At 73.3% G+C, this 19088-nt stretch carries 18 protein-coding genes; 7 read left to right on the top strand and 11 right to left on the bottom strand.

The window, feature by feature from the left end; all coding sequences use genetic code 11:
- Positions 1-103: 103 nt before the first annotated feature.
- Both epsC and cysK read right to left on the bottom strand, forming a co-directional pair.
- Positions 104-700 carry a serine O-acetyltransferase EpsC gene (epsC, locus tag H291_RS0126935; RefSeq protein ID WP_020018142.1) on the bottom strand — a complete coding sequence of 199 codons (597 nt, stop codon included), beginning with the start codon at positions 698-700 and terminating at the stop codon, positions 104-106.
- Complete coding sequence (gene cysK, locus H291_RS0126930; RefSeq protein WP_020018141.1) at positions 700-1635, bottom strand: cysteine synthase A; 936 nt, start codon at positions 1633-1635, stop codon at positions 700-702. The genes epsC and cysK overlap by 1 nt, the downstream gene beginning before the upstream one ends.
- Positions 1636-2187: 552 nt before the next feature.
- Between cysK and H291_RS0126925 the strand changes: the two genes are divergently transcribed.
- Positions 2188-2517, top strand: a complete 330-nt coding sequence (locus H291_RS0126925; protein WP_020018140.1) for a nuclear transport factor 2 family protein — start codon at positions 2188-2190, stop codon at positions 2515-2517.
- A 22-nt stretch (positions 2518-2539) separates the two neighbouring features.
- Here the strand turns inward: H291_RS0126925 and cutA are convergent, their stop codons facing one another.
- The gene (gene cutA, locus H291_RS0126920) at positions 2540-2881 is read right to left on the bottom strand and encodes a divalent-cation tolerance protein CutA (RefSeq protein ID WP_020018139.1); all 342 of its coding nucleotides are present in this window, start codon (positions 2879-2881) and stop codon (positions 2540-2542) included.
- Positions 2882-3050: 169 nt separating this feature from the next.
- On the opposite strand from cutA, the gene H291_RS0126915 reads away from it, so the two are divergent.
- Complete coding sequence (locus tag H291_RS0126915) at positions 3051-3440, top strand: hypothetical protein (protein ID WP_232216185.1); 390 nt, start codon at positions 3051-3053, stop codon at positions 3438-3440.
- A 47-nt stretch (positions 3441-3487) separates the two neighbouring features.
- Here the strand turns inward: H291_RS0126915 and H291_RS33055 are convergent, their stop codons facing one another.
- From H291_RS33055 to erm, 4 genes are all read right to left on the bottom strand, one after another.
- A complete protein-coding gene (locus tag H291_RS33055) occupies positions 3488-3880 on the bottom strand; it encodes a hypothetical protein (RefSeq protein WP_020018137.1) in 393 nt (130 codons plus the stop codon).
- 446 nt (positions 3881-4326) lie between these two features.
- A complete protein-coding gene (locus H291_RS0126905) occupies positions 4327-5031 on the bottom strand; it encodes a class I SAM-dependent methyltransferase (RefSeq protein WP_020018136.1) in 705 nt (234 codons plus the stop codon).
- A gap of 104 nt (positions 5032-5135) precedes the next feature.
- Positions 5136-5750: a hypothetical protein gene (locus H291_RS0126900; protein WP_020018135.1), complete on the bottom strand. Its 615-nt coding sequence runs from the start codon at positions 5748-5750 to the stop codon at positions 5136-5138.
- Between the two features lie 66 nt (positions 5751-5816).
- Positions 5817-6638: a 23S ribosomal RNA methyltransferase Erm gene (erm, locus tag H291_RS0126895; RefSeq protein ID WP_020018134.1), complete on the bottom strand. Its 822-nt coding sequence runs from the start codon at positions 6636-6638 to the stop codon at positions 5817-5819.
- A gap of 276 nt (positions 6639-6914) precedes the next feature.
- Here erm and H291_RS0126890 point away from each other — a divergent pair, with 276 nt between their 5' ends.
- Complete coding sequence (locus H291_RS0126890; protein WP_020018133.1) at positions 6915-10436, top strand: family 43 glycosylhydrolase; 3522 nt, start codon at positions 6915-6917, stop codon at positions 10434-10436.
- Positions 10437-10489: 53 nt separating this feature from the next.
- Here H291_RS0126890 and H291_RS0126885 read toward each other — a convergent pair whose 3' ends face one another.
- The 3 genes from H291_RS0126885 to H291_RS0126875 are packed head-to-tail and all read right to left on the bottom strand — an operon-like array spanning position 10490 to position 14085.
- The gene (locus H291_RS0126885; RefSeq protein WP_020018132.1) at positions 10490-12838 is read right to left on the bottom strand and encodes an ABC transporter permease; all 2349 of its coding nucleotides are present in this window, start codon (positions 12836-12838) and stop codon (positions 10490-10492) included.
- Positions 12835-13518 (bottom strand): ABC transporter ATP-binding protein, encoded by a 684-nt coding sequence (locus H291_RS0126880; RefSeq protein WP_020018131.1) that lies wholly within the window; start codon positions 13516-13518, stop codon positions 12835-12837. The genes H291_RS0126885 and H291_RS0126880 overlap by 4 nt, the downstream gene beginning before the upstream one ends.
- Before the next feature lie 45 nt (positions 13519-13563).
- Positions 13564-14085, bottom strand: a complete 522-nt coding sequence (locus tag H291_RS0126875; RefSeq protein ID WP_020018130.1) for a PadR family transcriptional regulator — start codon at positions 14083-14085, stop codon at positions 13564-13566.
- A 155-nt stretch (positions 14086-14240) separates the two neighbouring features.
- On the opposite strand from H291_RS0126875, the gene H291_RS0126870 reads away from it, so the two are divergent.
- The 4 genes from H291_RS0126870 to H291_RS0126855 all read left to right on the top strand — a co-directional run bounded on the left by H291_RS0126870 (position 14241) and on the right by H291_RS0126855 (position 18680).
- On the top strand, positions 14241-15833 hold the full coding sequence (locus H291_RS0126870) for a peptide chain release factor 3 (protein ID WP_020018129.1): 1593 nt from the start codon (positions 14241-14243) through the stop codon (positions 15831-15833).
- Positions 15834-15899: 66 nt separating this feature from the next.
- Positions 15900-17168, top strand: coding sequence for a chloride channel protein (locus H291_RS0126865; protein WP_020018128.1), 1269 nt, complete (start codon positions 15900-15902; stop codon positions 17166-17168).
- Positions 17165-18370, top strand: coding sequence for a cation:proton antiporter (locus tag H291_RS0126860; protein ID WP_020018127.1), 1206 nt, complete (start codon positions 17165-17167; stop codon positions 18368-18370). The genes H291_RS0126865 and H291_RS0126860 overlap by 4 nt, the downstream gene beginning before the upstream one ends.
- Positions 18371-18419: 49 nt before the next feature.
- The gene (locus tag H291_RS0126855; RefSeq protein WP_033328198.1) at positions 18420-18680 is read left to right on the top strand and encodes an SHOCT domain-containing protein; all 261 of its coding nucleotides are present in this window, start codon (positions 18420-18422) and stop codon (positions 18678-18680) included.
- Positions 18681-18686: 6 nt separating this feature from the next.
- On the opposite strand, the gene H291_RS0126850 is transcribed toward H291_RS0126855, so the two are convergent.
- Positions 18687-19064 carry a MerR family transcriptional regulator gene (locus H291_RS0126850; RefSeq protein ID WP_020018125.1) on the bottom strand — a complete coding sequence of 126 codons (378 nt, stop codon included), beginning with the start codon at positions 19062-19064 and terminating at the stop codon, positions 18687-18689.
- Positions 19065-19088: the final 24 nt, after the last annotated feature.

Below are 19088 nucleotides of genomic sequence, written 5' to 3'. Positions count from 1 at the left end.
CCCCGCTGGGTGGTCGGCAGAATGTCAGGTGGTCGGCAACCCGAGCTGCCGACCACCTGACATTCTGCCGACCACCCGCTCTGCGCCGCGGCAGCGCGCGGGCTCAGATCGAGTACTCGATGAGCTCCGACGGGTCCTCGTTGCGGGACCGCTCCGCGACCGGCGCCTTCGGCACCCGGACCCGCGCGGGGATGCCCACCGCGACGGCGCCCGCGGGCACGTCCTTGACGACGACGGCGTTGGCGCCGATCTGCGCGTCGTCACCGATCCAGACGGGGCCCAGCACCTTGGCGCCGGCGCCCACGGTCACGCGGTCGCCGAGCGTGGGGTGGCGCTTGCCGCGGCTGAGCGACCGGCCGCCGAGGGTGACGCCGTGGTAGAGCATCACGTCGTCGCCCACCACGGCGGTCTCGCCGATCACCACGCCCATGCCGTGGTCGATGAACATCCGCTGCCCCAGCCGGGCGCCCGGGTGGATCTCGATCCCGGTCGCCGCCCGCGCGATCTGCGAGAGCAGCCGCGCGGGCAGGCGCATCGCCGGGAACCGCCACAGGCGGTGCGCCGCGCGGTATGCCCAGAGGGCGTGCACGCCCGGGTAGGCGAGCGCGACCTCCAGGCGGGACCGCGCGGCCGGGTCGTGGGCGCGCGCGGCGTCGAGGTCGTCGGAAAGAACCCCGAGCAGCCCGCGCCCCCGGGTCATCAGTCGACCAGGCCCTCGAACAGCGGCGTGGACAGGTACCGCTCGCCGAAGTCGGGGATGACCACGACGATCGTCTTGCCGGCGTTCTCCGGGCGCTTGGCGACCTGCAGGGCCGCGGCGATGGCGGCGCCGGACGAGGTGCCGACGAGCAGGCCCTCCTCCTTGGCCGAGCGACGCGCGGCGTCGATCGCGGTGGCGAGGTTGATGTCGATGACCTCGTCGTAGACCTCACGGTCCAGGATGTCCGGCACGAAGTTGGCGCCGAGGCCCTGGATCTTGTGCGGGCCGGGCTGGCCGCCGTTCAGGATCGGCGACTCCTCGGGCTCCACCGCGATGACCTGCACCTCGGGCTTGCGCTCCTTGAGCACCTGGCCGACGCCGGTGATGGTGCCGCCCGTGCCGATGCCCGACACCAGGATGTCGACGCCGCCGTCGGTGTCCGCCCAGATCTCCTCGGCGGTCGTCGCGCGGTGGATCGCCGGGTTGGCGGCATTGGCGAACTGGCGGGCCAGCACGGCGCCCGGACGCTCCTGCGCGATCCTCTCGGCCGCCGCGACGGCGCCCTTCATGCCCTCGGCACCCGGCGTGAGCACCAGCTCGGCGCCGTACGCGCGCAGCAGCGCACGCCGCTCCTTGGACATGGTCTCCGGCATCGCCAGGACCACCTTGTAACCACGGGCCGCGCCCACCCAGGCCAGGGCGATGCCCGTGTTGCCCGAGGTGCCCTCGACGATCGTGCCGCCCTCCTTGAGCTCGCCCGACTCCTCGGCGGCATTGATGATGGACACGCCGATGCGGTCCTTCACGGAGTTGGCGGGGTTGTAGAACTCGAGCTTGCCGAGAACCGTCGCCTCGAGTCCTTCGGTCAGCCGATTGAGCTTGACGAGCGGGGTGTTTCCGATGAGCTTGGTCGCGTCGTCGTAGATGCGGGCCATTGTTCTTCCTTCGCTGGGTGGCGGGGTCTGGCTTGGTTCGTGCGTTGCCCGACGTCGGCGCCCCGGTCGTGCGGGTGCGCGCCGAGGAGCCGGCGTCGAGCGTCTGGGGCAGGTGTCGGGGCCGGAGCGTCCCGCTGGTGACCCGGCCACGCGGGCGGTGCCGGCGCGGTCAGGTGCGTGCGGACGCTCTACAGACAGCCTCGGTGGCAGCAGCCGGTCACGCACATCGAGGGCGCGGCGACCGGGAAAAGACGGGTGGGGAGTGCGGAGCGCACGGTGCTCAAGACGTCCTCCCTGCGTGTGGCGGCCGAAGGGCCGCACGGCTGCGTGTTCCGTGCCGAGTGGTTGGCTCGACTCGTGCAGGCTACGCGGGCGCGCACTGTGAGACAAGATCTGTCTCAGGTATCGATCATGTCGATACTTTGCGACCGCTTGCCGCACTCATCGATGGTGCGATCCTGCGCATGTCCTTCCCTCTGCGGCCCTGCGGCCCTGCGCGGGGCGGCGCGACCTGCCTATGGTCGGGGCAGCCGAACGACCAGGAGGCATCCCATGACCGCTACCGACCTGCCCGCCGCGATCCAGGAGTTCATCGACGCGACCAACGCCGGTGACACCGAGCGCTTCGTCGCCACGTTCACCGACGACGCGTACCTGAACGACTGGGGGCGCGAGTTCCACGGACCGGACGGCGTCCGGAGCTGGAACGAGACCGACAACATCGGGATGAAGAGCCACTTCGACCTGGTGTCCGTGGAGCCGGCCGACGGGCCGGACGCCTACACCGTGACCATCAAGGTGACGAGCAACAGGTTCAACGGGACCGGGCCGTTCAAGTTCGACCTGCGTGGCGGCAAGGTAGCGAGTCTCGTGCTGAGCTGACGCGTCTCTGCAGGCGCGTTTCTCAGCCCGCGCGCGTCTCTGTGCGCATCCAGCCGAGGTAGTCCGGGGTGCCGGCCAGGATCGGCAGGCTGATGATCTCCGGCACGTCGTAGGCGTGGTGGTCCAGGATGTGCTGGGCCAGGGCCGCGTACCGGTCGGTCGGGGTCTTGAACACGACCCGCCACTCCTCCTCGACCTGCACCGCGCCGTCCCACCAGAAGGTGCTCGTGATCGGACCCTCCACCTGCGCGCACGGCGCCAGCCGGGCCTCGACCACCGAGCGGCCCAGTGTCTCGGCGTCGGCCCGCGCGGAGCAGGTGGTCATGACCTGGCAGAACTCGTGCGCGACGTCGTCGGAAGCCATGCCGGCCAGGCTACTGGTGCGGTGCCCGCACCCGTCTGATGGTGGGGCCCCGGCCCGGGGGAGAACACGTCTGCACGCGGTGTGTTGCTCGCGGTAGACATTGTCGACTCAGAGCAACAGACCCTGCGGGGCAGGTTGCCCAGAGCGGAGGTGTGGAACGATCCCGGTCGTGAGCAGCGGGGCAGAACGACCGGCGTTGATCAGGCTCGGCTACTGGAACGGTCCGCACACGAGCTCCGGATGGCCGGAACCTCGCGATTTCGTCGATCCTGACTGGGACGAGGACGAGCGCGACGAGGTCCACTTCTACCTGTCCACGGGGACCGTGCGAGTGGCCTTCATGGGACTGTCGGAGTGCCGGTTGTGCGGTGAGCGGGTCGGTTCCCTCGAGTACACCGACGGGGTGTACGTGTGGCCCGAAGGGCTGGCGCACTACGTGGAAGAGCACTCCGTGCGGCTGCCGGCGGCCGTCGTCGAGCATGTCCAGGCGAGGATGGAGGTGCTCCAGAAGACGCCCGTTGACGACACGTGGTGGAAGGCGCAGACGTCGTGGCGGTGACCCGCCTGGCAAGGCGACGGGCATGCTGGGCGGGCTGAGCCCGACCGTCAGCGGTGCGACTCGCAGAGCTGCACGTGCAGGTAGGCGTAGGGGCTTCGGCTGCGCGGTTGGGAGCGCTGCGTGCCGAGAGTGAGCTCGGCGCAGCAATGTCCGTCGGGCCGGGACGCGAGGATCGCTGGGCTCTCCTCGACGAGGTCTCGCAGCTCGGGCCCCTGCAGCTCGAAGGCGGTCCGGCTCCCGGTCAGGAACACGGTGTCCGCGAGGATCGTCCAGTGCAGGTCGTCGAGGTGCTCTCGGTGGTGCGTCGCCCAGTAGTCGTCCCGCGTGAAGGTCGGGAACAGGCGCTCCGGCAGCTCGACGGTGTGCGTGGATCCGCCGGTCCCGGCGCGCGTGCGGATCGTCTTCCAGTCGGCCGGACGAAGCCTCAGGCTGTGGTGCACCAGGACGAGGTCGAGCGGACGCGCGTCGTCCCCCCCCCGTCGACATGGCCTGAGCCGCGCAGCGGGAGGTGGATGACGGAGCGCGGTGAACGTGCCGCCAGCCACCACGCGGCGACGAGGTCGCACGCTACGTCCTGGTGGACGCTCAGCTGCGGACCGCAATAGCCCTCGCGCAGGGAGGCGTTCGCGACCGGTCGCGCTGGGCGCACCACTCGGTAGGGCCGTCCGTCGAGGGTTGTGGTCGAGACCGTGGTGCGCCAGGTGTGGCCTGAGAGCCGGTTCACGAAGTGCCTCGGACCTGCTCGGCGTACGCCGTCCGGCTGGGTGGGTAGGCGATCGTCGTGGACATGTCCCGGAGGATGGGACGCAGAACGGGCGCGTGGCGACGTCTTTCCGGCCGGCCAGGCGGCTGGTGCCCGCGCCCGTTCACAGGAGGGACGGTGTCCTCAGCGGGCCTCCAGGACGAAGAAGAGGAAGCACACGAACGCCGACCGCTCGCCGCTGGCGATGCGGGGCGGGAGGAGCTCGGGCGGCGTGTCCGGGGACGGCGCGGGCTCGGCCATGGACGTGATGCTGAACCCGGCGGCGGCGAAGGCGTCGGACATCGCGTGCAGCGGGCGGTGCCAGAACGTCAGCGTCCCGGGCTGGCCCGCGAACTCGAACTCGTCCGTGTGCTGCCGGGTGCCGAAGTAGCCCTCGTCCGGGAAGAGGAAGGGGCGGGTGAGCGGGTGGTTCACGGAGAGGATGAGCCGGCCGCCCGGCTTGAGGACCCGGTGCAGCTCGGCCAGCGGCGGCTCCCAGTCCTCGAGGTAGTGCAGCACGAGGGAGGAGACGACGTCGTCGAATGCGTCGTCCGCGTAGGGGAGCGGCTGGGCGAGGTCCGCGACGGTCAGCGGGACGTCGTCGCCGAGCCGGCGGCGCGCGATCTCGATCATCTCCGGGCTGCCGTCGAACCCGCTCATCTCGGCGCCGCGGTCGCGCAGCTCGGCCGACAGCGGTCCGGAGCCGCAGCCCGCGTCCAGGATCTTGCGGCCGCGCACGTCGCCCGCGAGGCGGATCATGGCCGGTCGTTCGTACCAGGCGTTGAGCAGGCTCCCGGAGTTCTCGGTGTCGTAGCTCGCCGCGAACTCGTCGTAGTGGTCGGCCTTCATCGGATCCCCTTCGTGCGACGGTCGGTGTCCCGCGGGACGCTATCGGCCGGGACCGCCGCACGGGCTGCTCTTCCCCAAGAGCACCGGGTACCTACCGGGCACGTTCACCAGATCGCGACCTCCGCGCCCAGCTCCAGGCCGTTCTGCGTGGCCCGGGCCGACGAGATGGTCACCTCGGTCTCGTCCTCCGGGAACGCCACGCCCTCGACGAGCTGGTTGAGCTGGTCGTTGCCGAGCTGGTCGGCCACGGCGGCCAGGGGGAGCGAGATGCCCGCGAACTCGACGGACTCCGCGCGCAGCACCGCCCGGCCGTTCTCGGCGGTGACGGAGAGCGAGACGTCCACGTTCTGCTCGCTGCCCGCGATGGACAGCGGCACCTGTGCCACCAGGCCGCCGGACTGCGGCGCGACCTGCAGCTCCGGCAGCTCGGTGGCCGTGCGGGCCATGTCGGTGAGGGCCTCCGGGGAGACCTCCGCCCGCACGGTGGCCCGCCCGGTCGCCAGCTGCACGAGAGCGGGCGTGTCGTCACGCTCCACCGTGACGCCCGCCGGCAGGTCCGCCTCCGCGGCCGCGATCCGGTCGTCGATCACACCGCGCAGCAGCACCTCGGCCGCCACGCCGAGCGCCACCAGCACGGCGACCACCGAGACCAGGACGACGATCCAGCGACGGCGGGGACGGCGGGGAGCGCTCGGCGGCGCGGCGGCGTTCGACGACATGTGCCCTATTCGACAGCATCGTCATGCCGGACTCATGGCGAACCGCGGGGCATCACGTGATGGGTCTCATCTCGGCCGCCGTCGCACGCTCGTCGCGTACGCGTCGACCCAGGCCCGGGCGTCCAGGTCGCGGGGCAGGGCGGCCGGCCCGACGCCGTTCGCACGCGCCCACCGCCGGACGTCGCCCCGCCCCACGCCGGTGCGGACCAGCACCTCGTGGACGCCCCGGCCGGGACCGTTGAAGACGGCGGCGGCGAACCGCTGGTAGCGGTCCAGGTCGGCCACCGGCACCAGCGGCTCCGGACGCCGGTCGATCACGAGCAGGCCGGCGTCGACGCTCGGCCGCGGCCGGAAGGCCGAGGCGGGCACCCGACGGTCCAGGCCGAAGGTGAACCACGGCCACCACTGGGCCGTCAGCAGTGTGGTGCCGCCGACGGCGGCGCGCTTGCGCGCGACCTCCCACTGCGTGATCAGCACGGCGCGCTGCCAGCCGGTCAGCGTGAACAGGCGCCGCAGCACCGGGGTGGTCAGGTGGAACGGCACGTTGCACACGAGGTCGTAGGCCTCGGCCGGCGGCGCGTGGCGCAGGATGTCGCCCCGCGTGACCGTGACGTTGCCCGGGGCGATCCGCCCCAGCCGCGCGACCGAGCGCGGGTCGATCTCGACGGCCTCGACCGGCCGGCCGAGCCTGGCCAGGGGCAGGGTCAGCGCGCCGCGTCCGGCGGCCCACTCGACCAGCGGCCGGTCGGCGCGGGGGACCAGGGCGACCGTCCGGTCGATCACCTGCGTGTCGACCAGCAGGTTCTGGCCCAGCTCGTGGGCGCCGCCGGGATCGTTGCCCGGCGGGAGGCGGAGGTCCGCGGGACGGGAAGTGCGGTTGCGCGACATGGGTGTGCTCCAGGATTCGTCGGCTGACAAAGAATCCGGGCAGCACGAACGCGCCGCCCGGCGGGAGCCGGCGGCGCGGAGCACGCGCTTGGGGTGGTGTGCGTTCCGCGCCGCTAGCGGGCGGAACGCTGCCTGATCATTGCGTTCATATCGCGGCCGACCCTACGGGCCGGCCTCCGCGGGCCGCCATGCTTTTTCGCCCCGGTCCCTTGACACGGTCATTCGTCGATGGTCGGATGACGCGACTGTTAACGCTCACATTCTCGCGAGGTCAACGTGCAAAGAAGCACTCGTCCTTCCCGCCTGCCCCTGCGCACCGTCGCCACGGGCGCCGTCGTCGCACTGCTCGGCAGCCTGCTGCCCCTGATCCCCGCAAGCGCCACGGCGGTCGCGACCGCCCCGACCCGGACCGCCGCCCAGGACCAGGCCGACGCCGCGGCCGCCGCCCTCGGCGTCGTGCACGCCGACGACGTGCGCGGCCACCTCACCCTGCCGACGTCGGGCCCGGACGGCGCCACGGTCACCTGGGCGTCCTCCGACCCCGACGTCGTCGCGGCCGACGGCGTCGTCCACCGCCCGGCCAACGGCGCCGGCGACACGGAGGTCACCCTGACGGCGACCGCCGAGGTCGGCGACGCGACGTCGGCCCGCGAGATCCCGCTCACGGTCCGCGAGCAGCCGGCCGCCGCGGCCTACGAGGGCTACGCGTTCAGCTACTTCACCGGCAACTCGGTCGCCGGCGAGAAGATCTACTTCGCGGCCAGCCGCGGCAACGACGCCCTGACCTGGGACGAGACCAACAGCGGGCAGCCGGTGCTGGAGTCGGGCGAGGGCACCCTCGGCCTGCGCGACCCGTTCCTGATCCGCTCGCCCGAGGGCGACAGGTTCTTCCTGATCGCCACCGACCTGTCGATCGGGCGCAACGGTGACTGGGACGCGGCGCAGCGGCACGGCAGCCAGTACCTGGAGGTCTGGGAGTCCACGGACCTCGTCACCTGGTCCGAGCAGCGGCACGTCAAGGTCTCGCCCGACAACGCGGGCAACACCTGGGCGCCCGAGGCGTACTGGGACGAGTCGCTGGGGCAGTACGTCGTGTTCTGGGCGTCGAAGCTCTACGCGGACGACGACCCGGACCACACCGGCAGCGCCTACAACCGGATGCTGTACGCCACCACGCGCGACTTCGTGACGTTCAGCGAGGCGCAGGTCTGGCAGGACCGCGGCGAGTCGCGGATCGACTCGACGGTGATCCGCGAGAACGACGTCTACTACCGCTTCACCAAGGACGAGGGCGGCGGCGGGACCGGCTGCTCGGACATCATCCAGGAGAAGTCGGCGTCGCTCACGGCCGTCGACCTGCCCGGCGACCCGTCCTGGGAGTTCATGGCGGGCTGCATCGGCCGGGAGGCCGGCACGTCCGCCGTCGAGGGGCCGACAGTCTTCAAGGCGAACCCGGGCGACACGTCCGGCTCGCCGTTCTACCTGTTCGTGGACGAGTACGGCGGCCGCGGCTACATCCCGCTCGGCACCGACGACCTCGAGAACCCCGACTGGCAGGTCCCCGCGGACTACGACCTGCCCGCCAGCCCGCGCCACGGCACCGTGATCCCCGTGACGGCGGCCGAGCTCGCGGCGCTGCGCGAGGGCATCGTCGTCCCCGACCCGCCGACGCCGGTCGTCGCCGACGAGAACGGCCTGGTCGCGCACTACGCGCTCGACGAGACCAGCGGCACGGTCGCGGCGGACGGCACCGGCCACGGGTACGACGGCGTCGTCAGCGGCGATGCCACCTGGGCCGACGGCGCGCTGAACCTCGGCGGGACGAACGGCCACGTGCGGCTGCCCGACGACATGATGGCCGGACTCGACGCCATCACGGTGTCGACGAAGGTCTGGCTGGACCCGGCGCAGGCCACGCCCTACTTCATCTGGGGCCTGGGCAACACCGACGGCGGCGGCGCCGGCAGCGGCTACCTGTTCACCACGGGGAACAACTACCGCTCCTCGATCGCGACCGGCAACTGGTCCACCGAGCAGACGGTCGCCTCGGGCTCGGCGCTGCCCCGCGGCGCCTGGAAGACGCTGACCTACACGCTCCAGGACGGCACCGCCACGCTCTACCTGGACGGCGTCCGGGTGGGCGAGAAGACCGGCGTCACGATCGAGCCGGGCGACATCGGCGACGGCTGGACCACGGCCAACTACATCGGCCGCTCCACCTACACCGCCGACCGGTATCTCAAGGGCAAGGTGCGCGACTTCCGCCTCTACAACCGTGCCCTGACGGCCGGCGAGGTGCGGGAGCTCGGCGCGGACCCGACCGCCATCACGGGCGTCGAGCTGGACGCCCTCAAGGTGCCCGCCGTCATCGACGGCGCGACGTCGACCGTGACACTGCCGGTGGCCCCCGGCACCGACGTGACGGCGCTGGAGCCGGCCTTCGAGGTGGTCTCCACCTCCACGGTCTCGCCCCAGGTCACGGGTCCGGTCGACCTGTCGGCGCCGCGGACCTTCACGGTCACGGCCCAGGACGGCGCCCGCCGCGACTGGACCGTGCGCGCCGTCGAGATGCGCTCGCCCGTGCTGCCGGGCCTGTACGCGGACCCGAACATCGCGCACTTCGGCGACACCTACTACCTCTACGCGACGTCGGACGGCGTGGCGGGCTGGGGCGGCAAGGACTTCTACGTCTGGACGTCGAAGGACCTGGTGGACTGGGAGCGTTCGGCCGAGCCGATCCTGACCCTGGACGGCGCTGCGGGCAACGTCCCGTGGGCCAGCGGCAACGCCTGGGCGCCCACCATCATCGAGCGGGACGGGAAGTACTACTTCTACTTCTCGGGCCACAACCCGGCGTACAACCGCAAGACGCTCGGCGTGGCCGTGGCCGACCACCCCGAGGGGCCGTTCACCGCGCAGCCCACGGCGATGATCCTGAACGACGAGCCGATCGCCTCGGGGCAGGCGATCGACCCCGCGGCGTTCCAGGACCCGGAGACCGGCCGGTACTACCTGTTCTGGGGCAACGGCGGCCCGTCGAACGGCCCGGTGTACGCCGAGCTGAGCGACGACATGCTCTCGATCAAGCAGGACACCCTGGCGCGGATCGGCGGGCTCACGAACTTCCGCGAGGGCACCTTCCTCAACTACCGCGACGGGCTCTACCACCTGACCTACTCCATCGACGACACCGGCTCCGCCGACTACCGCGTCGGGTACGCCACGGCCACCAGCGTCGACGGACCGTGGACCTACCGCGGCGTCATCCTGTCCAAGGACACGAGCCAGGGCATCCTCGCGACCGGGCACAGCTCGATCGTCCAGGTCCCCGGCACCGACGAGTGGTACATCGCCTACCACCGGTTCGCGATCCCCGGCGGCGACGGGACCCACCGCGAGACCACGATCGACCGGCTGACCTTCGGCGCCGACGGCCTCATGCGGACGGTCACGCCCACGCTCACGAGCGTCGACCCGCTCGCCTACGACGGCGTGCGGCCGCGGGCCCTGAAGCCGCCGACGGTCGACGGCCGGCCCGCGGCCGGGTCCACCCTCACGGCCGCGCCCGGCCGCTGGGACCGGCGCGACGTCACCTTCGGCTACCGGTGGCTGCGGGACGGCGCACCCGTGGCCGGCGCGGAGGGCCGCACGTACCGGCTCACCACCGCCGACGTCGGGCACCGGATGTCCGTCCAGGTGACCGCGACGCGACCCGGGGCGCTGCCGGGGACGGCGGTGTCCGAGCGGGGCGCCAGGATCAAGCCGGCTCCCGGCTGCAAGGGATGGACGGCGGTGTAGGAACACGCACCACGGCCCTGACCCGGCGTACCCGGGTCAGGGCCGCGGCCCGCTCACTCGCTGCGCAGGCCCTCCGGCCGGGTCAGCCGCCACAGCAGTGGCAGCCCGGCCGCCGTCGTGAGCAGCACCACCAGGGCGGCCGCGCCCGACGTCGTACCGACGCCGACCCAGTCGAACCGGAGCGGCGCCTGGACGGCCACCTGGAGCGCCAGCGCCAGCACCGAGCCGGTCACCACCGCCAGGGCCAGGCCGAGCACCACCGGGATGGCCACCTGGAACAGCACCGAACCGCTCAGGGTGCGCTGCCGCGTGCCGAACGCGACCAGCACCGCCAGCAGCCGACGCCGCTCCCGGAGCTGCTCGACGACGTTGACCAGCATGCTGGCGCCGATCATCACCAGCAGCGCGACCGTGCCGACCAGCAGCACCTGCCGGATGCCGCCCAGGGCCGCGGAGATGCCGCGCTGCTCGATCGGCGACGCGTAGGCGACCGGGTCGACCTGCGCCGCCGCCGTCCGCAAGTGGTCCAGGGCGTCCGGTTCGGCGGGATCGAGCGCCACGTACGTGGTCACCGACATCGGCTCCAGGCTCGCGCCGTCCAGCGCGCCCGGCGTCACCAGGATGCGCGGCGGGCCGCCGCCGTTCAGGGCGGTCACCCCGCCCTCCGGCGGCGCCACCTCCTTGGCCGACGCCGGGAGGGTCCACGGGGCCAGGGCGCCGGCACCGGCGCCGTCCCCGCCGTCGTCCGAACCGCCCTGCCGTGAACCGCCCAGCAGGAACTCGCTCCCGGGAGCGGGCGCCGTGGCGCCGTCGGGCAGCACCACGAAGACGTCGCCGTCCGCGCACGAGTCGAGCTGCGCCTCCTGGGCCAGCACCTCGCACGTGCCGGAGTCGATGAGCAGGCCCTCGTCGTCGGCCCCGCCCGAGCCCCCGGACGGCCCGTCCGGCGCCGCCCACACCGACGTCAGCGTCCCGACCGCCGTCACGCCCCGCGCCTGCGCCAGCTCGCGCGCCCAGACCTCGTCGGCCCCGGCCCCGCCGCTGATGTCCAGCACGGACGCCTGGTACGTGCTCGTGTCGGCCTGCGACCCGGCCGTCAGCGCACCGATCGCACCGACCAGCCCCTGCAGCGCGATCAGTCCCGCGACGGAGACCGCGATGCCCGACACGGCGCGCACCGCCGTGTCGCTGTCGAGCTGCAGCCGGCGCACCGCGAGATCCCACGCGACACCGCCCGGACCCAGCCGGCGCACCGTCGCCTCCACGAGCCACGGCAGGACCAGGGCCACCCCGGTCAGCAGCAGCACCAGCCCGGCCACGATCATGACCTGCGTCCCCAGCGCGTCGTCCAGGCCCGTGACCAGCGGGTGCAGCAGCACCAGCCCCAGCACCGGGAACACCAGGCGCCACCACAACCGGCGGCGGCGCTCGCTGCCGCGCCGCACCACGCCCAGCGGCTCGACCAGCACCTGGCGCAGCGCCGAGAGGGTGACCAGCACCGTCGTCACCGGCACCAGCACCACGACCAGGGCGGCGAGCGCGGGCACGGGCCGGAAGTCGGCGGGGTAGAAGCTCAGGTTGCCCGGCACCAGGTACCCGGCCGTCTGCCGCACCGCGAGGTAGAGCAGGCCGCCGACGGCCAGCCCCAGCACCGCGGCCGCGAGGGTCTCGCCGGCGGCGATCCGCCGCGTCGCGCCGACGTCGGCCCCGACCAGGCGCACCGCGGCGAGCCGGCGGTCGCGGCTCTCGCTGCCGAACCGCACGGCGGTGCTGACGAAGATCGCGACGGGCAGCAGCAGCACGACGATGCCGACCAGGGCGAGCAGCATCAGCACCGGGCTGAGGCCCTCCTCGGGGGTCGTGGCTCCGCCGAAGGACTGGATCCGGTTGGCCGTCTCGTCCGTGAGCCGGTCGGTGCCCAGGTAGAACGTGAGCTCCCCGGCGCCGGCCAGCCCCTCGGCGCCGATGGTGCCGACCACGCGGTCGCCCCAGCGGCCCCGCAACGCGGCGCCGTCGTCGGAGGCGAGCAGGCGCTCCAGGGCGGGGGAGAGGACGACGTCGCCGGGGGCGAGCTGCCGGGTCACGCCCGGCGGCAGCGGGGCGTCGTCGGACTCGGGCTGGAGCAGCCGGCCGTTGATCGCCGCGTCGTGGAACACGGACCGGACCTCGGCCGTCAGCAGCGTGGGCGCGCCCGGCGTCAGCGTCTGGCCCGACTCGACCGACCGGGCGGCCGCACGGTCGGTGCGGGCGTCGAGCACGGGCGGGATGCTGGCCGCGACCAGCAGCATGGTCACGCCCAGCCCCACGCCGTCGGCGATCAGGGCGAGTCGCGCCCAGCCGGACCGGCCGCCGCCCACGCTCAGCCGAACGCCGAGGGAGAGGTCGGTGAGCCACCGCCTCATCGCACGAGCTCCTGCTGCCGCACGCGGCCGTCGCGCACCACGGCCTCCCGGTCGGAGTGCGCCGCGACGCGCGGCTCGTGCGTCACCAGGACGACGGCGGCGCCGGTGTCGCGCGCGGCCGCGACGAAGAGCTGCATCACGCGGTCGCCGTTGACGGTGTCCAGCGCCCCGGTCGGCTCGTCGGCGAACACCACCTTGGGCCGGGTCACCAGCGCGCGGGCCACGGCCACGCGCTGGCCCTGCCCGCCGGACGCCTGGCCCGGGCGCTTGCCGGCGACGTCGGACACCTCCAGCCGCTCCAGCCAGGCCTCCGCGCTGCGCAGGGCCGCGCGGCGGCTCGCCCCGCCCAGCCGCAGGGGCAGCGCCACGTTCTCCAGGCAGGTGAGCTCCGGGACGAGCTGCCCGAACTGGAAGACGAACCCGAACTCGGTGCGCCGCAGCGCACTGCGCTCGTCGTCGTGCATGGCGGTCAGGTCGCGTCCGGCGTAGGTCACGCGGCCCGCGTCGGGCAGGAGGATGCCGGCCATGCAGTGCAGCAGGGTGGACTTGCCCGAGCCGGATGGGCCCATCAGGGCCAGCACCTCTCCGGCGTGCACCTCGGCGGTCGCGTGTTCCAGCGCCGTGGTGGAGCCGAAGCTGAGCTGCAGGTTCTCGGCGATGAGCAGGGGTTCGTCGGCCATCGTGCCTCCAGGTGTGGGGGAGCGGGCGGGAAGGGTGGGGCGGGGCTAGCCGCGCACCTGCGCGGCGAGCTGCTGGACGCGCGCCGCCGTGACCTCCAGCCAGCGCAGGTCGGCCTCCAGGTGGAACAGGGCGTGGTCGCAGATGAGCTGGTCGGCCAGGTCCCCGGTGTCCCGCCGGCGCGTGAGGTCGCGCATGAGGCGCAGGTGCTCGGCGCGCTGGGTGTCGAGCAGATCGTCGGCGTCGTGCCCCGTGAGCAGGGCGAGCACGACCTTGGTGTAGAGGGTGCTCTGCAGGTAGGGCTCGGGCTTCTCGGGCTGGGCGAGCCACGCGGCGACGTCGGAGACGCCGGCCTGCGTGATCGCGTACTTCTTGCGCTCGGGGCCGGCGCCCGGCTCGGCCTCGACCTCGACCAGCCCGTTCTTCAGCAGCCGGGCGAGCGTCGAGTAGACCTGGCCGTAGGCCAGCGGACGGTCCTGCCCGAAGCGCTCGTCGTAGGAGCGCTTGAGGTCGTACCCGTGCGCGGGCCCGCCCTCGAGCAGCCCCAGCAGTGCGTGTCCAACGGTCATGCCACCGCACTATACACACGGTGTATACCTCGGGTGAAGACCCCGGTTCGCGCGGCTCCGCCGCCCCGAGAAGGTAGAGTTGCGGGCTGTCCGGAAGCGGTAGGCGCGGGAGATGGGATGGCGTTGGTGCAGCACGAACTGAATGGTGGAGCCCGGTGACCGTCCTGACCTCCGACGCCCGTCCGGTCGGGGCCGAGGCGGCGCGCCGCCGCAGCATCGCGGTGATCTCGCACCCCGACGCCGGCAAGTCGACCCTGACCGAGGCCCTGGCCCTGCACGCCCACGCGATCGAGGAGGCCGGGGCGGTGCACGGCAAGGGCAACCGCGCCGGCGTCGTGTCCGACTGGCTCGAGATGGAGCAGAAGCGCGGCATCTCGATCACGTCCGCGGCCCTCCAGTTCGCCTACGGCGACGTGGTGATCAACCTGCTGGACACCCCGGGCCACGCCGACTTCTCCGAGGACACCTACCGCGTGCTGACGGCGGTCGACGCCGCCGTCATGCTGCTCGACTCCGCGAAGGGCCTGGAGCCGCAGACGCTCAAGCTCTTCGAGGTGTGCCGCCGCCGCGGGGTGCCGGTCATCACGTTCGTCAACAAGTGGGACCGCCCCGGCCGCGAGGCGCTGGAGCTGTGCGACGAGCTGCAGGAGCGCATCGACCTGCGCCCGACGCCGCTCAGCTGGCCCATCGGCGAGGCCGGCCGGTTCCTCGGGCTGCTCGACCGCGCGAGCGGCGAGGTGCGCACCTACCGCCGCGCGCCGGGCGGCGCGTCGATCGCCGAGGAGCACCTCCTGACGCCGCAGGCCGCGGCCGACACGCTGGGCGACGACCACACCGAGGCCGTGGAGAGCGTGCAGCTCCTCGACGAGCTCGACCGGGAGTCGTTCCTCGCCGGTACGACGACGCCGCTGCTGTTCGGCGCGGCGCTGGCCAACATCGGCGTCAAGCAGCTCCTGGACGCCGTCGTGGAGCTCGCCCCCGCGCCGGGCTCGCGGCCCGCCGTCGACGGCACCCCGCGCGACGTGGACCAGGCCTTCAGCGGGTTCGTGTTCAAGATGCAGGCGGGCATGGACCCGCACCACCGCGACCACGTGGCCTTCATCCGCGTGTGCTCCGGCCGCTTCGAGCGCGGCATGGTCGTGACGCACGAGCGCACCGGCCGGCCGTTCGCCACGAAGTACGCGCTGTCGGTCTTCGGCCGGGAACGCCAGACGGTCGAGGACGCGTACCCCGGCGACGTCGTGGGCCTGGTCAACGCCAGCACCCTCGCCGTCGGCGACACCGTGTACGACGCCGCCGGCCCGAAGGTGCGGTTCCCGCCGATGCCGGTGTTCGCACCCGAGCACTTCGCGGCCGCCCGGTCGGTCGACCCGGGCCGCTCCAAGCAGTTCCGCAAGGGCATCTCGCAGCTCGAGCAGGAGGGCGTGGTCCAGGTCCTGGTGTCCGAGGCGCGCGGCGACGGCAACCCGATCCTCGCGGCGGTCGGCCCGCTGCAGTTCGAGGTCGCGACGTTCCGCATGGAGCACGAGTTCTCGGCGCCCATCCGGACCGAGCAGCTCGGCCTGTCGCTGGCCCGCGAGGCCGCGCCGGAGCACATCGACACGATCGCCGCCTACCCGGGCGTCGAGATGGTGCGCCGCGGCGACGGCACCCCGCTCGTGCTGCTGCGCGACATCTGGCACGCGCGGGCCTTCGAGCGGGCCCACCCGGACGTCCCGCTGATCCCGCTCGCCGCCAGCGCTGTCTAGCGCGCGAACCCCGCGACGCGGTGCGACGATCGGGGTGTTCAGCGGTGGTCCGACCGGGAGTGCGCCATGGACGCACACGGCAAGAGGCCGCTGGCCACGCTCGTCGGGCTTCCGGCCGTGGTCGGCGTCGGGGCGGCGCTCTGCGCCACGCTCTTCACCTCGCTCGTGCACGGCGGCGAGTGGCTGTTCTGGACCTGGCTCCCCGGCGCCCTGGGGCTCGACGGCGTTCCGTGGTGGTGGGTGCTGCTGCTCCTGCTGCTCGGCGGGGTCGGTGTGTACCTGGCGTCGCGGCTGCCGGGGCACGGCGGCCACCACCCGCTGGACGGGTTCGCCTTCGACATCACGGGGCGCGAGCTGCCCTCGACGCTGCTGGCGGCGGCGTCGTCCCTGGTGTTCGGCGCGGTGCTCGGACCAGAGGCGCCGCTGATCGCGATCGGCACGAGCATCGGCTTCGCCGTGCACCACCGCCTCGGCACCGACGCGTCCAAGGTGCTCGTCATGGCCTCCGCCGCGGCGGCGCTCGGCGTCGTCCTGGGCAACCCCGTCGTCACCATGCTGCTCGTGCTGGAGGCGATGTTCCTCTCCGCGCGGCCGCGCCCCGAGCAGCCGGTGCTCCAGGTGGTCCCGATCCTCGCGGCGCTCGGCGCCGGCTACGTGGTGCGCATCGGAATCGCCGACTGGCCGGGCGTCCACGTCCCCGAGCTGTCCATGGGCGACCTCGGCTCGTACCCGGCCCTCCACGTGGTCGACCTCCTCGCCGGAGCCGTGGTGGCCGTGGTGGCCGGGGGCCTCGTGCTCGGGGCCATGCGGCTCGGCGGCGTCGTCCGGAAGCCGGCGGCCCGCAGCCCGTTCGTGGCGCTCCTGGCCGGCGGCCTGACGGTCGGTCTCCTCGCGGTGCTGGTCCGGGCGACGACGGGCGCCGACGTGAACACCGTGCTGTTCTCCGGGCAGCAGTCGCTGTCCACGGTGACGACGACGACGGCCGCGGGCACGCTGGTCGTGGTCGCCGTCGTGAAGTCCGCGGCCTACTCCGTGAGCCTGGGCACGGGGTTCCACGGCGGGACGATCTTCCCGTCGGTGTTCATCGGCGCGGCCGCCGGCGCCGCGGCCGCCCTCCTGGTCCCCGGGACGGCGCTCGCGCCCCTGGTGGCCTGCGGCATCGCCGCCGGGGTGGCGGCCGCCGCCGGGATGCCGGTCACCGCCCTCGTCCTGGCCCTGCTGCTCTGCGTGAGCGCGGGGTCCGCCGTCACCGTCCCGGCCATACTCGGGGCGCTCGTCGGCACGCTGCTCAAGGGGCTGCTGAACGCCCGGCGGCCCGCCACGGTCGAGTCATGAACGTCTACGCGCCGCTCGTCCCCGTGTTCGTGGTGGCCCTGCTCGCGCCGCTGCTCACGGCGCTGATGCCGACGCGGTCGCGGCTGCCGCAGGTGGTGCTGCTCCTGCTGGGCGGCGTGCTCATCGGGCCGTCGGCGCTCGGGCTCGCCGCGCCGGACGACGTCACGCTGCTCTCCGACCTCGGGATGGGCTTCCTCTTCCTCCTGGCGGGCTACGAGCTGGAGCCGAGCCTGTTCCGCGAGCGGGTCGGTCGCCTCGCCGGCGCGGCGTGGTGCACGTCGCTGCTGCTCGCCGCCGTCGTCGTCATGGTGCTGATCCGGCCCGACGAGGAGGAGGTGCTCGCGGCCGGGGCGATCGCGCTGACAACCACCACCCTCGGCGTCCTGCTCCCGATCCTGCGGGACGGCGGCCGGCTCGAGTCCCGGTTCGGGCGGGCCGTGATGGTGGTCGGCGCATACGGCGAGCTCGGTCCCATCGTCGCGATGGCGCTGCTGCTCGGGACCCGCGGCTCGGGCGCCGCCGCCCTGCTCCTGGTGGTGTTCGCGGTCCTGGCGGTAGGGGTGGCGCTGGTGCCGAGCTTCCCCGCGCCGAGGGCCGGGCGCCTCGTCCTGGGCGCGGAGCACGGCACCGGGCAGAGCACCCTGCGGCTGACGGTGCTGCTGCTGGTGGGGCTGCTCTCCGTCGCGTCGGCCTTCGGCTTCGACGCGGTGCTCGGCGCGTTCGTCGGCGGCATGGTGCTGCGCCGGTGGGCGCCCGGCGACGTCAGCAGCCTGGAGAAGAAGCTCGACGCCGTGGCGTTCGGCGTGTTCATCCCCGTGTTCTTCGTCAACTCGGGGATGGCGCTGGACGTCGCCTCCATCCTCGCCGCGCCCGGCCTGCCCCTGTTGATGTTCGCTCTGATGGTCGTGGTCCGTGGCGGCCCCGTGCTGCTGTGGCTCCGCCGCGAGCTGCCCGCCGCGGAACGGGTCCAGGCCGCGCTCTACTCCGCGACCGCCCTCCCGCTGCTGGTCGCGCTGACCGGGATCGCGGTCCAGCGCGACCTCATGTCGACGGCGACGGGCGCGGCGCTCGTCGGCGCCGGGGTGCTCTCCGTGATGGTGCTGCCCGTGGTGGCCGGCCGGATCGCGGCCCGGGGCCCCGTGACCGGAGACCCTGCGCGCGGGGACGAAGGTCCCGGGACCACGCCCCGCGCACGCGCCTAGCGTGAAGGTGGAGGCGGCGGGCCGCCGTCGCCCGGAAGGGGACGCGACGATGATGTGGGACTGGGGTGGGTTCGGCTGGGGCTGGGGCCTGCTGATGATGGCGTTCATGGCCGTCGTCTGGCTCGTGGTCATCGGCGCGGTGGTCTGGGGCCTGGTCGCCGTCCTGCGCGGGCCGGGCCGGCGCGAGGGGTCGGCCGGCCCGGAGGACGCCGAGCAGGTGCTCGCGGACCGGTTCGCGCACGGGCAGATCGACGACCAGGAGTACCGCGAACGGCTGCAGGTGCTGCGGGCGGCGCGCCGCGGGCCGTGACGCCGGCTACGGGTGGCTCGCCGTCACCTCGATGACCTCGTCCAGGCGGTCCAGGGCCGCCTGCAGGTCGTCGATCTTGGCGCGGATCCGGTCGCGCTCGGTGTGCAGCATGGCCCGCTGCTCGGCGTCGGTGTGCCCGGACTCGATGCACGGCAGCAGCTCCGCGATGTTCCGGCTGGTCAGCCCGGCGGCGTACATCTGCTGGAAGAACCGCACGCGGGCCCCCGCCTCGCGCGGGTAGAGCCGCTGGCCCGACGGGCTGCGCTCCGCGGTGAGCAGCCCCTGCTGCTCGTAGTACCGCACCGCGCGCACCGAGACCCCGGCGTCGCGCGCCACCTCGCCGATGCGGACCAGCCGCTCGGCGTCCGCCGTCGTGACGCTCATGGCGCCCCCTCTCGCTGCTGCGGT

This window comes from Promicromonospora sukumoe 327MFSha3.1, from assembly GCF_000385135.1.
Classification (GTDB): Bacteria; Actinomycetota; Actinomycetes; order Actinomycetales; family Cellulomonadaceae; genus Promicromonospora; species Promicromonospora sukumoe_B.
Note: the sequence above shows the minus strand (reverse complement) of the source record. Positions and strands in the feature narration are given on the sequence as shown.

Coding starts and splice junctions, on each gene's coding strand:
- epsC (WP_020018142.1), bottom strand. CDS start 700: ATGACCCGGGGGCGCGGGCTGCTCGGGGTTCTTTCCGACGACCTCGAC.
- cysK (WP_020018141.1), bottom strand. CDS start 1,635: ATGGCCCGCATCTACGACGACGCGACCAAGCTCATCGGAAACACCCCG.
- H291_RS0126925 (WP_020018140.1), top strand. CDS start 2,188: ATGACCGCTACCGACCTGCCCGCCGCGATCCAGGAGTTCATCGACGCG.
- cutA (WP_020018139.1), bottom strand. CDS start 2,881: ATGGCTTCCGACGACGTCGCGCACGAGTTCTGCCAGGTCATGACCACC.
- H291_RS0126905 (WP_020018136.1), bottom strand. CDS start 5,031: ATGAAGGCCGACCACTACGACGAGTTCGCGGCGAGCTACGACACCGAG.
- H291_RS0126900 (WP_020018135.1), bottom strand. CDS start 5,750: ATGTCGTCGAACGCCGCCGCGCCGCCGAGCGCTCCCCGCCGTCCCCGC.
- erm (WP_020018134.1), bottom strand. CDS start 6,638: ATGTCGCGCAACCGCACTTCCCGTCCCGCGGACCTCCGCCTCCCGCCG.
- H291_RS0126885 (WP_020018132.1), bottom strand. CDS start 12,838: ATGAGGCGGTGGCTCACCGACCTCTCCCTCGGCGTTCGGCTGAGCGTG.
- H291_RS0126880 (WP_020018131.1), bottom strand. CDS start 13,518: ATGGCCGACGAACCCCTGCTCATCGCCGAGAACCTGCAGCTCAGCTTC.
- H291_RS0126875 (WP_020018130.1), bottom strand. CDS start 14,085: ATGACCGTTGGACACGCACTGCTGGGGCTGCTCGAGGGCGGGCCCGCG.
- H291_RS0126865 (WP_020018128.1), top strand. CDS start 15,900: ATGGACGCACACGGCAAGAGGCCGCTGGCCACGCTCGTCGGGCTTCCG.
- H291_RS0126860 (WP_020018127.1), top strand. CDS start 17,165: ATGAACGTCTACGCGCCGCTCGTCCCCGTGTTCGTGGTGGCCCTGCTC.
- H291_RS0126855 (WP_033328198.1), top strand. CDS start 18,420: ATGATGTGGGACTGGGGTGGGTTCGGCTGGGGCTGGGGCCTGCTGATG.
- H291_RS0126850 (WP_020018125.1), bottom strand. CDS start 19,064: ATGAGCGTCACGACGGCGGACGCCGAGCGGCTGGTCCGCATCGGCGAG.